The sequence below is a fragment of the Pedobacter sp. 05L430 genome (assembly GCF_056397585.1).
This window is the reverse complement of the sequence record NZ_JBFTNT010000041.1, coordinates 1-13,796: the sequence shown is the minus strand read 5'-3', so window position 1 is coordinate 13,796 and position 13,796 is coordinate 1. Positions and strand designations below refer to the sequence as shown.

13 protein-coding genes are annotated in these 13,796 nt (G+C 37.9%); 6 read left to right on the top strand and 7 right to left on the bottom strand.

The window, feature by feature from the left end; translation table 11 throughout:
• Positions 1-24: 24 nt before the first annotated feature.
• Positions 25-864, bottom strand: a complete 840-nt coding sequence (locus AC1DG9_RS09200; RefSeq protein WP_288884406.1) for an aminotransferase class IV — start codon at positions 862-864, stop codon at positions 25-27.
• Positions 865-1,896: an RluA family pseudouridine synthase gene (locus tag AC1DG9_RS09195; RefSeq protein ID WP_172659425.1), complete on the bottom strand. Its 1,032-nt coding sequence runs from the start codon at positions 1,894-1,896 to the stop codon at positions 865-867.
• A gap of 299 nt (positions 1,897-2,195) precedes the next feature.
• On the opposite strand from AC1DG9_RS09195, the gene AC1DG9_RS09190 reads away from it, so the two are divergent.
• The 3 genes from AC1DG9_RS09190 (at position 2,196) to AC1DG9_RS09180 (ending at position 4,954) form a co-directional block, all read left to right on the top strand.
• Complete coding sequence (locus AC1DG9_RS09190; RefSeq protein WP_288884340.1) at positions 2,196-3,071, top strand: 1-aminocyclopropane-1-carboxylate deaminase/D-cysteine desulfhydrase; 876 nt, start codon at positions 2,196-2,198, stop codon at positions 3,069-3,071.
• A gap of 147 nt (positions 3,072-3,218) precedes the next feature.
• The gene (lat, locus tag AC1DG9_RS09185) at positions 3,219-4,550 is read left to right on the top strand and encodes an L-lysine 6-transaminase (protein WP_288884342.1); all 1,332 of its coding nucleotides are present in this window, start codon (positions 3,219-3,221) and stop codon (positions 4,548-4,550) included.
• Positions 4,550-4,954, top strand: coding sequence for a hypothetical protein (locus tag AC1DG9_RS09180; protein ID WP_288884343.1), 405 nt, complete (start codon positions 4,550-4,552; stop codon positions 4,952-4,954). Before lat ends, AC1DG9_RS09180 begins: the two co-directional genes overlap by 1 nt.
• Here the strand turns inward: AC1DG9_RS09180 and AC1DG9_RS09175 are convergent, their stop codons facing one another.
• The 4 genes from AC1DG9_RS09175 to AC1DG9_RS09160 form a co-directional block, all read right to left on the bottom strand.
• A complete protein-coding gene (locus AC1DG9_RS09175; protein ID WP_288884345.1) occupies positions 4,955-6,316 on the bottom strand; it encodes an acyl-CoA dehydrogenase family protein in 1,362 nt (453 codons plus the stop codon).
• A 69-nt stretch (positions 6,317-6,385) separates the two neighbouring features.
• Entirely contained in the window at positions 6,386-7,102 is a 717-nt protein-coding gene (gene bshB1, locus AC1DG9_RS09170; RefSeq protein WP_172659420.1) for a bacillithiol biosynthesis deacetylase BshB1, read from the bottom strand.
• Positions 7,103-7,129: 27 nt separating this feature from the next.
• Positions 7,130-7,606 (bottom strand): glutathione peroxidase, encoded by a 477-nt coding sequence (locus tag AC1DG9_RS09165; RefSeq protein WP_048907111.1) that lies wholly within the window; start codon positions 7,604-7,606, stop codon positions 7,130-7,132.
• 5 nt (positions 7,607-7,611) lie between these two features.
• A complete protein-coding gene (locus tag AC1DG9_RS09160) occupies positions 7,612-8,229 on the bottom strand; it encodes a DUF4294 domain-containing protein (protein WP_477634531.1) in 618 nt (205 codons plus the stop codon).
• Between the two features lie 314 nt (positions 8,230-8,543).
• Between AC1DG9_RS09160 and AC1DG9_RS09155 the strand changes: the two genes are divergently transcribed.
• The 3 genes from AC1DG9_RS09155 to AC1DG9_RS09145 all read left to right on the top strand — a co-directional run bounded on the left by AC1DG9_RS09155 (position 8,544) and on the right by AC1DG9_RS09145 (position 12,639).
• Positions 8,544-10,751, top strand: coding sequence for a RelA/SpoT family protein (locus tag AC1DG9_RS09155; RefSeq protein ID WP_477634530.1), 2,208 nt, complete (start codon positions 8,544-8,546; stop codon positions 10,749-10,751).
• Between the two features lie 63 nt (positions 10,752-10,814).
• On the top strand, positions 10,815-11,306 hold the full coding sequence (locus tag AC1DG9_RS09150) for a Fur family transcriptional regulator (RefSeq protein WP_048907113.1): 492 nt from the start codon (positions 10,815-10,817) through the stop codon (positions 11,304-11,306).
• A 37-nt stretch (positions 11,307-11,343) separates the two neighbouring features.
• Positions 11,344-12,639: an adenylosuccinate synthase gene (locus tag AC1DG9_RS09145; RefSeq protein WP_477634529.1), complete on the top strand. Its 1,296-nt coding sequence runs from the start codon at positions 11,344-11,346 to the stop codon at positions 12,637-12,639.
• Here AC1DG9_RS09145 and AC1DG9_RS09140 read toward each other — a convergent pair.
• A complete protein-coding gene (locus tag AC1DG9_RS09140; RefSeq protein WP_477634528.1) occupies positions 12,534-13,715 on the bottom strand; it encodes an IS4 family transposase in 1,182 nt (393 codons plus the stop codon). The genes AC1DG9_RS09145 and AC1DG9_RS09140 overlap by 106 nt on opposite strands.
• Positions 13,716-13,796 lie beyond the last annotated feature (81 nt).

Sequence of the window (13,796 nt, the reverse complement as noted above, 5' to 3'; positions counted from 1 at the left end):
GGCCCTGTCAACTACAGTCTATAATTAAAGTGCATTTAGTTTGTCRCTCAGCAACTTAGTCACTTCGTTAAAATAGCGTTTACGGCCATAGCCCATTACCCAACGAATACCACCTAAAGCATTCGTAATAAAAACTTCTTCAGCTTCTTTCAACACTTCTGGGTTTATTTGTGCTTGTATTACAGGAATTTCGTTGGTTTTGGCAATATTCATTACCACATTTCTCATTACTCCTGCAATACAACCTTCTGTTAAAGCCGGTGTATAAATCTGTTTATCGTAAACCACAAAAATATTAGAACTGATGCTTTCACATAAAAATCCATTTTGATTCAAGATAAAGGCTTCGTCCAGGTTATATTGTTTTTTATACAACCCAGCCATTACATAAACCAAAGAATTACATGTTTTATAATTTGAGAGCTTGTCAACAGGCTTAGTAAGTTCATCAAATACGTCTACAATTAATCCTTTTTTATTGAGTTCGTATGTGCTTTCGGTTAATGCTGATGCCTCCAATACATATCCCGATTTGTTGCTGTTTGGCGTATACAACCCATCGCCTGCCCTGTAAACAGACAATCGGAACCTTACATTATCTTTAAGCTTGTTCTTTTTACAAAGCTCATTTGTTTTTTGTTTCAGAAAATATTCATCGAACAAGGTTGCTCCTTCCATTTTAAGGGCTTTCATCCCTGCCCTTAACCTATCGGCATGTAATTCGGCAAACTTGAGTTTGCCGTTACTCATTCTCATGGATTCAAAAAGACCATCGCCATACCTGAAACTGCGGTTATCAGCAGTAATAATAGGTTGATTTTTTAATATAAATTCGTCGTTATGTAAAATGTACTCTTGCTGCATTTATTGAGGCTCTACAATATAGTTTCTCCATTTATTTAAAGCTGTATCGAAATCGGGTGGCAAAGGTGCTTCAAATTCCATATACTTTTTAGTAGTTGGATGAATAAAACCTAAAGTTTGCGCATGTAAAGCCTGACGCGGTAAAATATTAAAGCTGTTTTGCACAAACTGCTTGTATTTATTAAAGGTAGTGCCTTTTAATATCTTATCCCCCCCATAGTTTGCATCATTAAATAATGGGTGCCCTATATGCTGCATGTGTGCCCTGATTTGATGTGTTCTTCCCGTTTCAAGTTGACAACTAATTAATGTTACATATCCTAAACGTTCCAGAACGGTATAATGTGTTACAGACCACTTACCTTTTTCTTCATCATCATAAACATCCATCACTATTCTATTCTTAGCACTACGGCCAATATAACCCGTTACAGTACCATCCTGCTCTATATCGCCCCAGGCTAAAGCAACGTATTTACGGGTAATGCTATGATCAAAAAACTGCTTGGCAAGTTTGGTCATAGTGATTTCGTTCTTACTAATAAGTAATAAACCTGATGTATCTTTATCAATACGGTGCACCAAACCGGGCCTACCCTCATTACCTGGTAATTGTGGCAATTGCTCAAAATGAAAGGCAAGCGCATTTACCAATGTACCTGTATAGTTATTATATCCGGGGTGAACCACCATTCCGGCTGGTTTATTTACTACTAAAAGATCAGCATCCTCATAAACAATATCTAATGGAATATCTTCCGGATAAACTTCTGTGTCTCTTGGAGGATGTGGAAATACAACAGATATTTCATCTGCCGGCTTAACCTTATAACTTGGTTTTACTGTTTTTTGATTAACAAGAACATTTCCGGCATCTATTGCGTTTTGAATGCGGTTACGGGAAGCATTTTCTACCCTATACATTAAAAACTTATCAATGCGCAATAAAGACTGTCCTTTATCAACAACAATGTTCAAATGTTCATACAGATCCTGCTCCTCTAATTCTACCCCGCTATTGTTGTTTTCCATTAAAATTGTGTTTTATTTCTATTAATTAATCATTAAATGCTCCTGCATTATCCCTCAATTTTAATATTTCGGGGTTTTAGTGATTTCGTTTTGCAAAACTAATCTTTAGCAACAACATATTTAGAAAAGAAATTGGCCTATTATTTGAGAAGTGCATGATCCAGACTAAATAATTTTACTATGAAAAATTTTACTGAGAACATAAAAGTAATTCTTAACTTCTTTCCTTATTTGATTAAAAAAATCTACTTCAAGCATTAATTAACACTGTTTAATAAAAGGCTATTTATATTTGTACAATGTTTACAAATATTTATAGCCCTATACATCAATTAAAGCACACTGCGAGAAACCAGGTCTTGGTGAAAAGAGATGATTTAATTGATCCTTATATTTCTGGGAATAAATGGCGTAAGCTAAAATACATCTTAAAAGATGTACAGAAAAGTAATAAAAATCACATTGTTACCTTTGGTGGAGCTTTTTCTAATCACCTCGTGGCAACGGCAGCTGCTTGTGCGAGGGCTGATCTAAAAAGTACAGCCTTTGTGCGTGGCGAAGTGGTAAGCAATGAAATGCTATTGCTTTGCAAGCTGTTTGGTATGAATTTAATTTTTACCGACAGAGACAGTTACAGAAACAAACGTTTACTATTTGATTCTCATTTTGGAACGGATCCCGATGTCTATTTTGTTGACGAGGGCGGGGCCGGCACGGAAGCGGTTAGGGGCTGTGCAGAGGTTATTGCTGAATTGCCTCAAGAGGTAGATCACCTATTTTGTGCTGCAGGAACAGGAACCACTGCTGCAGGTCTGTTAAAAGGAATTCATCAGCGTAAGTTAAAAACCCAACTTCACGTAGTGCCCGTTTTAAAAGGCGGCGACTTTATTGCGGATGAGATTTATAAACATACCGGGAATATTGAACAACTGGTTATGCATACGGATTATCATTTTGGTGGATATGCCAAAACCCCTCCTGCTTTGATTGAGTATATTAAAAATTTTGTAGCTGATGAGGGGATGCTTATTGACCCGGTATATACCTCAAAAATGTTCTTCGCTATTGATGACCTCATCAGCAATAAATACTTTAAAAAAGAAGAGAAAATAATTGCCATCCATACCGGTGGTTTACTGGGAATCTGGGGTATGAAAGACAAGTTTATTTATTAACACTTGTTAGACCGAAATAGATTCTATTTCAAAAACATACTTTAAACTGTTTAAACCTAGTTTTTAGTTCTAAGGGTTCAAATAGTGCCCGCATTTGTTAATTTGGGGGTTTTTATTACATTTGATACATATCAAAACATAGAAATTATGTATCAACTAACTGTAGCTCCAGACCAGGTAAATGAAACTTTAAGCAAACACATTTTAGCAGATGGTTTTGACCTTACCTACGATATGGAAAAAAGCCAGGGGGCTTATATTTATGATTCGAAGTATAATCGTTCTCTGCTCGATTTTTTTACTTGTTTTGCGTCTGTTCCTCTAGGCTACAACCATCCCAAAATGGTAAACGATGAGGCTTTCAAAAAAAACCTTCTGCAGGCGGCACTAGCMAATCCTTCTAATTCTGATGTATACACGCAACAATACGCTCAGTTTGTAGATACCTTTGCAAAAATTGGTATCCCTTCCTATTTACCTCATGCTTTTTTTATTGCAGGAGGCGGACTCGCGGTTGAAAATGCCCTTAAGGTAGCTATGGACTGGAAGGTTCAAAAGAATTTTGCTAAAGGATATAAAGAAGAAAGGGGTTTTAAAGTACTTCATTTCGAAAAAGCTTTTCATGGCAGAACCGGTTATACTTTAAGTTTAACCAATACGCTTCCTGATAAAACCAAATGGTTTGCTAAGTTCGATTGGCCAAGAGTATCTGTTCCGGTAGTAAAATTCCCATTGGAGGGCAATAACTTAAGTACGGCTGTTGAAACAGAAGAAACATCTATTGCTCAGATAAAACAAGCTTTTGCCAATAATAAAGACGACATCTGTGCAATTATTGTTGAGCCAATTCAATCTGAAGGTGGAGATAACCATTTACGCGAAGAATTTTTAATACAGTTAAAAGCATTGGCAGATGAAAATGATGCATTCCTGATCTACGACGAGGTGCAGACCGGAGTTGGCCTTACAGGTAAATTTTGGTGCCATCAGCATTATAGTGAAAAAGCCCGTCCGGATATTATTGCATTTGGTAAAAAGATGCAGGTATGTGGAATTCTGGTAGGAAACAAAGTTGATCAGATAGATAGTAATGTATTTAAAGTACCTTCCAGAATTAACTCAACCTGGGGTGGCAATTTAGTAGATATGGTTCGCTCCTCGCAGATCCTTCAAATTATTGCTGAAGATAACTTATGTGATAACGCTGCAGTTGTTGGCCAATATTTAAAAGAAGGCCTGCAAACACTAGCCGGAAAGCATGATAAAGTAACCAATGTGCGAGGTAAGGGTTTACTTTGTGCTTTCGACTTTCCAAACAAAAACATGCGCGATGAGTTTATCAAAAAAGGAATGCAGCATAATGTAATGTTTTTAGGCTGCGGAAATCAGACCATCAGATTCAGACCTGCGTTATGTATGGAGAAAAAACATATTGACGAAGGTTTAGCTATCATGGAAACCATTCTACCAGCGTTATAATGCAGAGAAAATATTTCAACATCCTGCTGGGCGTTATTGTTTTGGTTTTAGTGGGTTGGATGTTAAAAGGTACGTTTACCCAACCTGGAATAGATGGATTAAAAGGCGAATTCAAGGAAATTGCACACTATAGGAACGACAACAATACAGGCCCTATACAGTATGTATTTGCTGTTACCGTAAAAGACTCGGTTTGGAATGAAATGATAACCTATGGCAACTTTAAACCTCATCATAAAGGAGGAAATACTAAAGTCTATTATTTTTTGGAGGGCACACCAGTGCCAGGCAAATTATATGCAGGTAAAGTAAATTTCGACACCAGTTTTAATAAATATTGTATTGCCCTTTATGAAAAAACTGCCATGGGCAATACAAGTATCGAAAAGGCTCCTTTTAAGTGATTACACAAACGCTGAAAAACCGGTTATAGCACGTCCCACAATAAGGGTGTTGATCTCCTTGGTTCCTTCGTAAGAATAAATAGCTTCTGCATCAGCTACAAAGCGGGCTACATCGTATTCCAGTAAAATACCGTTACCTCCCATAACTTCACGTGCTCTGCTTACCACATCGCGTGTGCGCATTGAACAGAAAACTTTGGCTAATGATGCATGCTCATCTGTAAGGAGGTTCTGATCCTGTAATTGAGACAACCGGAAACAGAGTGTCTGCATTGCCGTAAGATTGGAGAGCATTTCTACAAGGTGGTTTTGTATCAATTGGTAGGATGCAATAGGCTTACCAAATTGCTTTCTTGTTCTGGTGTATGCAAGCGCACTTTCATAAGCACCTCTGGCACACCCTACGGCTTGCCATGCCACTCCTGCCCTGGTCATCTTTAATACCTTTGCGGTGTCTTTAAATGAATTGGCATTTTGTAAACGATCTTCTTCGTCAACCTCACAATTGGTAAGTGTTATAAGCCCGTTTTGTACAATCCTTAACGCCATCTTGTCCTGCATTTTCTCAACAGCAAATCCTTTTGTACCTTTTCTAACCAAGAAACCTTTTACCTCATTATCGTCTACATCTCTTGCCCATATTATGGTAACATCTGAAAAGGTAGAATTTCCTATCCATTTTTTTTGTCCATTCAATATCCACTTGCTGCCTTGTCGCTTAGCTGTTGTGGTTAACCCGCCTGCAACACCAGAACCCACTTCCGGCTCAGTTAATCCAAATGCTCCAATTATTTTCATCTGTTGCATATCTGGTAACCATTGCTGCTTTTGCGCGTCGGATCCTAAAAGATATATCGATCCCATGGCCAACCCGCTCTGTACACCAAAAAAGGTAGACATAGAGGTATCCACTCTGGCCATTTCCATTGCCAGCATACCTTCCATAAGGTTTGATTTGTTGGGACATCCGTAGCCTTGATAAGTCAAACCACAAATATTTAGTTCTGCAATTTTAGGAATAAGCTCAAAAGGAAATTCGGCTTTAAGCCAGTATTTATTAACTACCGGCTTTACTTCCTTTTCCAGAAATGCTCTTACTTTTAACTGCAGAGCTCTATCTTCATCTTTTAAAGCTTCATCACCCAGATGGTAAAAATCGCCTTCAATAGGAGGTAGTTCTCTTTTTTTATGAGGTGTTCCTATCACCTTCATGAGCCCCTGCAATTGGGTTTCATCAAGGTTAGACACGGATTCTACAATTTTAGGTAAGTCTACCTTTTTAGAAAGCTCTTCAAGTTTTTTAAAATCTACACTTTTAAAAAGGGTATACGCGTTCTTTAGAGAAGAAAATATATTGGCCATATTAAACTGTTTATATATAAAACAGAAATTAAGTGTTTTTGTTGGAATATGGCCAATAATATATGTTGATTAGATAAGATCGAAAAGACTGTTTACACCTAAAAGTTTACGACAGGTAAAACCTTCGGCGTAGGTTGTGCCAATAGACTTACCAAACTCACGCGCCCGCCCAATTACACTTTCAAAAAAATCCGGAGAAGAAATATAGGTATCTGGTCCGTCCAGTTCAGGGTTGAAGAATTGAGTTTTAAATGCCTTTATTGAGGCTAACTTGGTTTCAATATATGGGGTAATATCGATAATGATATCTGGTTTAATATAACGATCCTGAATGTATTGGAATTGCAATCGTGGTCGCCATGCCTGTTGTTGCACTCCGTTAAGCTCGGTAGCTATCTTTGGCAATCCCGACAGAAAGCACGCATCATTAGCAAGATCTCCGGCCCTGCCATGATCGGGGTGTCTATCGTGCAATGCATTGGTTAAGATAATCTCTGGCTGATACTTGCGGATCATTTTAACAACTTCGAGTTGATGTTCTTCATCATTCTTAAAGAAACCATCTTTAAATCTTAGGTTTTCACGTGCCTGGATACCAAGTATTTTAGCCGAATCAGCGGCTTCTTCATCTCGTGTTTCTGCTGTACCTCGTGTGCCGAGCTCTCCTCTGGTAAAATCGACTATTCCTACTTTTTTACCTAGGGCAATGTGTTTGGCTATAGTTCCTGAACATCCCAATTCTGCGTCGTCTGGATGAACGGCAAGCACCAATATATCTAACTTCATGATGTGTATAGTTTATAAAAGATTGCTTTAAAGCAATTTCTGTATTTTCTTTTTTACTTTGGATGAAAGTGGTGTGGTAAATGGGAAAAAATAATCTACTACCTCACCATCTCTATTGATTAAATACTTGTGGAAGTTCCATCTCGGGGTTGATTTTTGGGTCAGAAATTTGAAAAGAGGGTGTGCATGGCTTCCACGAACCATTATTTTATCGAACACAGGGAACTTAACGCCATAGTTAACCTCGCAAAAGGTATCTATTTCTTTTCCATCCAGAGGTTCCTGCCTGCCAAAATCGTTCGACGGAAAACCCAGTACTTCGAAACCCTGGGCATTATATTCATCTCTTAAATCTTGTAATTCTTTTAGCTGAGGCGCAAAACCGCATGCAGATGCAATATTTACAACCAGAAGTACTTTATCTTTATAATCAGAAAGGTTTTTGTCGGAACCATTAATCAGTTTTGCTTTAAATTGATGTATACTTTTGGATTTATCAGCCATAGGTTCTATTGATAAAACCCTGAAGAAATAATGATGGATTCGATATCTCTCTCTTCTTGCGGGTTATACGTACTTTTCAAATTATGCCCTACTACCCTCGCAACAGATTGGTAAAGGAACGCAGTAAAACCTCCCTTAGTTTCTTTCACAATATCGTAGGTTGTTCTGCCCAGTTCAYGATCGATCAGTTTGGTAAGTATTTGACCCTGGGTTATGGTAAGTTCTTTTATTTCTCTGTTAAACATGTCTTTAATTTCTTTGTCACATTGTTTAACAAGCTTTTTCTGTTCCCTTTTTTCTTGTGTTAGTGCCAAATCCTTTTCCAGTTGCTCATATCGTTGTTTTGCATAAAGAGCATAAGGCATAACCTTCATCACATTATACCTCAATCTGCTATAGGCAGCACGCTCGGCCGGTGATTTGAATATTCTGACACCATATATAACAACCTCATGTAAAGGTATCCATGGTATCATCTCCCCATTATCATTAGTTCCGGCAACACGAATCGTATCATTTTTTCCAAGTACAGGCATTTTTATGGTAACGCCATTAACCTGCGCCCTAACCTGGGCACCGCTAATAATGACAATTAACAGAATAAATAACCTATAAAATTTCATAAATTTATACCCCTATAAAGGTAAAGCTAATTTATATTTTAGTTTTCATTTTCAACTCTAATATAATCTTTTAACGATAAAGAGCCATATTTTTTACGTAAATAATACAATACAAGTCAAATAATGACAAACTTAAATTTGGAAGAATTATTGCTCATATTAGTTACATCTTTATAAAAAACTTATATTGATAAAAGGGAGCGTAATCAACCGGGCAAACCAGCTCAACCGTTAATTACAAAAAACTAGTAGTAAAGCAATAACATGGAGGCTGTAGCTGGCAGAATTCATAACAACCAAAAAAGGAAACACGAATGAAAAACGCTTTAGTGATTGATTTAGAAGCAGAGAAGCAAGAGATCCTAAAAAGATACAGGGCACTTTTACGCGCCTGTAAGCCGACACTTCAAAGGGGGGATAAAAAGGAAATCAGAAAAGCATTTGACATGGCTTTGGAAAGCCACAAAAACATGCGTAGAAAATCTGGAGAGCCATATATTTACCACCCTATTGCCGTGGCTCAGATTGCAGCAGAAGAAATTGGACTTGGAACCACCTCCATAGTATGCGCATTGCTACATGATGTGGTAGAAGATACAGACATTACGCTTGAAGATATAGAACGTGAGTTTGGAAAGAAAACAGCAAAAATTATTGATGGGCTAACCAAAATATCGGGCGTATTTGATTACAATAGTTCTTTGCAGGCAGAGAATTTCAGAAAAATGTTGCTTACCCTGGCCGATGATGTAAGGGTAATTTTAATTAAGCTGGCCGACAGACTGCATAACATGCGGACTATGGATTTTATGCCAAGGCAAAAACAATTAAAGATTGCTTCTGAAACCATTTACCTCTATGCCCCCCTTGCGCACAGGCTGGGTTTATATGCCATTAAGTCTGAACTGGAAGATCTTTCAATGAAATATCTTGAGCCAGATACTTATAAATACATAGCAACTCAGTTAAATGAGAAAAAAGCTGAACGAACTTTATTTATTAAAAGGTTTGTTGAGCCTATAAATGAAATACTGGCAGAACAAGGTTTAACAGCTGATATTTACGGCAGACCGAAGTCTATCCATTCGATATGGAATAAAATGAAAAGTAAAAACATTCCTTTCGAAGAGGTGTATGATCTTTTTGCCATCAGAATTATATTAGACAGTGCACCTGAACATGAAAAAGCGGATTGCTGGAAAGCATACTCTATTGTAACGGATCTTTATCGCCCTAATCCGGATAGGTTGCGCGACTGGGTTTCTTCTCCAAAAGGAAATGGCTACGAATCGTTGCACACTACTGTTATGGGGCCTAAAGGTCAGTGGGTAGAAGTACAGATCCGTACACAGCGAATGAATGAAATTGCCGAAAAAGGATTTGCTGCACACTGGAAATACAAGGAAWCCTCTAACGACAATGGTCTGGACCAATGGATCATGAAGGTAAGAGAGATGCTAAATAACCCTGAAGCTAATGCTTTAGATTTTCTCGACGACTTTAAGATGAATTTATTCTCTGATGAGATCTTCATTTTTACTCCAAAAGGTGCGTTACTACAATTACCGCTAGGTGCAACAGCGCTTGATTTTGCCTTTGAGATACATACTGACGTAGGTGCAAAATGTATTGGAGCTAAGGTAAATCATAAGCTTGTACCGCTTTCATATAAGCTGCAAAATGGCGATCAGGTAGAAATTATCACTTCTAGCAAGCAAACACCAAAAGAGGACTGGCTTAACATTGTTGTAACAGCAAAAGCTAAATCTAAAATCAAGTCGTCTTTAAAAGAGGAAAAAAGAAAGATAGCAGATCTGGGGAAAGAAACTTTGGAGCGAAAGCTTAAATCTTTAAAAATCACTTACAATACAGATAATTTAAACAAGCTTACTTATTTCTTTAAGCTACCATCAACCCAGGAGCTTTTTATAGCCGTTGCAAATGGCAAAATTGAAGTAAAAGACCTAAAAGATTACCTTGCAAGCGAGAAGGAGATTGAAAATAGAGGCGCTGATAGAAATGATCACCAGAAGATTGAAACCCTGCTCAACAAGGTAAAAKGTCCTGAATCTGATACCTTATTGATTGGAGAAGACCTGCAAAAAATAGATTATACTTTGGCTGCATGTTGTAATCCAATACCGGGAGATGATGTATTTGGATTTGTAACCGTAAATGAAGGAATTAAAATCCATCGTACAAATTGCCCTAATGCAGCGCAATTAATGGCTAACTATGGGTATAGGGTTGTTAAAGCAAAATGGAACAAACAACAAGAGCTTACATTTTTAACGGGCTTACACATTATTGGAATAGATGATGTGGGATTAATTAACAATATTACAAAAGTTATCTCTAATGATTTTAAGGTAAACATGCGTTCTATCACTGTAGATACCGATAATGGTATTTTTGATGGTTCAATAATGATCTTTGTAAATGATAAGGAGCACTTAGACAACCTGATCGAAAATCTGCTTCGGGTGAAAGGTGTAACGGGAGTTACTCGCTTTGACGCCTAAAATTGCTAAAAAATCATAGAGTTTTATATAAAAAATGGTACCTTTGAAAGGAGTTTAAAAACTATGTCTACAAACCACAACAGCGAGTTGGTAAGAAAGATTTTCGAAGCCTATCTCGAAAATAAAAGCCTGAGAAAAACACCGGAGCGTTTTGCCATCTTAGAAGAAATCTATTCAAGAGATGATCATTTCGATGTAGAGACCCTCTATATCCATATGAAAAACCAAAAATACCGTGTTAGCAGGGCTACAGTATACAATACTTTAGAGTTATTGGTTTCATGTGATTTGGTTACCAAACATCAGTTTGGCAAAAACATGGCTCAGTTTGAAAAATCATACGGTTATCATCAACATGATCACATCATCTGTATTGATTGCGGTAAAGTTGTAGAATTCTGCGACCCGCGTATTCATCAGATCCAGAGTATGGTTGGCGAACTGTTAAAGTTCGAGATCAAGCATCACTCTTTAAATCTTTACGGCGTTTGTTTTGATTGCTCTGCTAAAGCATCAATGGAAAATCAGAATGCCGCTATTAAACATGCAAGTTAAAATTCAATTATTATATTTCCATTTTTAAATTTAAATAATGACGCAAGTAGACGTGCTTCTTGGCCTGCAATGGGGCGACGAAGGCAAGGGTAAAATTGTTGATGTATTAAGTCCACAATATGATTTGATAGCTCGTTTCCAAGGCGGTCCGAACGCCGGACATACTTTAGAGTTTGATGGTAAAAAATTCGTTTTGAATACCATACCATCAGGTATCTTTAACGAAAAAACAATGAATCTAATTGGAAATGGTGTGGTTATAKACCCAATCATTTTAAAAAGAGAATTAGATAACCTACAGAAAGCCGGTCATGATCCGGTTGCAAAAGGTAAACTTGTTATTGCACGTAAGGCACATTTAATTTTACCTACTCACCAATTGCTGGATGCAGCAAATGAGCAAAAAATGGGTAAAGATAAAATCGGTTCCACTTTAAAAGGAATTGGCCCAACTTATATGGACAAAACAGGCCGTAACGGACTGAGAGTTGGTGATACTACTCTTCCTGACTTTAAAGAGCGTTATAACAAATTGGTTGAAAAACATAAAGAGATACTTTCTCATTATGATTTTGAATATGACCTTACTGAAAAAGAGGCTGCTTTCTTTGAGGCAATTGACTTCATTAAAAATATTCCTCATGTTGACAGTGAGCACTTTGTTAACGGATATTTAAAAGAAGGGAAAACTGTTCTTGCTGAAGGTGCACAAGGAACCTTATTAGACGTTGACTTTGGATCTTATCCTTTTGTAACTTCTTCTAACACTACCACTGCAGGCGCTTGTACTGGTTTAGGTATTGCTCCTAATAAAGTTGGAAGTGTTTATGGTATTTTCAAAGCTTATTGCACAAGAGTTGGTGGTGGTCCGTTCCCTACTGAACTGGATGATGAGGTTGGAGAGACTTTACGTCAGGTTGGCCATGAATTTGGTGCAACAACTGGTCGTGCCCGTCGTTGTGGATGGATAGATCTTCCGGCACTTAAATATGCAATTATGCTTAATGGTGTTACTGAATTAATTATGATGAAGGCTGACGTATTAGATGGTTTTGATACCATTTATGCCTGCACACATTATGAGCACAATGGCGAAACTATTGATTACATGCCGTATGACATTATCACAGTAAAACCTACACCGGTTTTAAAAGCTATTGATGGCTGGAAAACTGATGTTACTAAAGTAAGTAAGCACGAATGGTCGGAAGAAATTCCGGCCATTTTTTATGTTTTGAAAAACAGACCAGGGTCACCGCCACACTGCACCACAATCAAGGCTATAGCTAAGTCTCTCACCTCCATTGCGAACCTTCGTTTTGAGGTCTTATAGCCTTGTTTATTCGCCTTTTTGTATATCAGAACGAGCATGCTCGTTATCAGGGTCATGTATAACATCACCTGCAAGCCATTTTTATTAAGGGAAACTAAGTGGCTTGWGTTGAGTTCYTGTTTTAGAAAGCGAAAAAAAACCTCGATGTCCCATCGCCTGCGGTAGGCCTGGGCAATTTCTTTAGCAGGCAAGCTGAAATCGTTAGTTAACAGCCAGTACTCTTTGCCTTCCTGCGCTTTGCTTTTGACGATGACCAGGCGAAAAGTACTTTCCACCAGTTCCTCTCTGTAATGCTTGTTCCCTCGTTTGTTGGCTATAGGTATACCCGTATAAAGCCTGACAATACCATCTCTGAGCAGCATAGATTCGCCCATGTCCATATCTTGTCCTTCGACAATGAGTGATTGGATTAGTTCAAACTTTCTGTTCTCTTTTRCGCGGCAGATGAAAGTTACCTGGTTCTCACTGAATGCTTTCATTGTCCTGGTGGATTGAAGACCCCTGTCCAGTACATAGATATTCTGATGACCGGGTTCTTTTTTTACATGCGCCATGACAACCTCTGGCAATGCATTGTCTTCGTTAATATACTTTGGGTTGGTGAACACCTGTGCCAGACCAGGCAGCATCCCATCGAAGGCAAGACTATATTTGACCGCTTTCTTGCTGCTGCCGGGATTAACTATCCCTTCGCTTAGCTTACCAGCGGTTTCACTCACTATCGTACTGTCTACACGGATGAGATTATACTGCTTTCTTTGTGTTAAAGTATAGACCCCGGAAAACTGTTCATAAATGAACTCATAAATCTGTCTGAAATAATCGGGATCAACCCTGGACAATCTTTCGGAAATAGAACTCCTGCGCACTTTTTCATCTTCATCGAGATTGAAAAGTATCTTGAATACAGAATCGTTGAATGTGTCCTCAAGGCTTCGCTGGCTTAGCCTATCATTGTCCAAAATCCCATAAAGCAATAAATAAAACAGCTTATTACCATGCAAAACCTTTGCGTAATGATCGATCTTGGTAGTAAGCGACAAATTTGCGATCAGCGCCTCGGGAATGAAGCCCAAGAGTTGTTTTACAGTGATATTATGATCTTTAAAAATAGCCATATCTTATTGATTTACAGCATTTAATATACTTAAAACCAA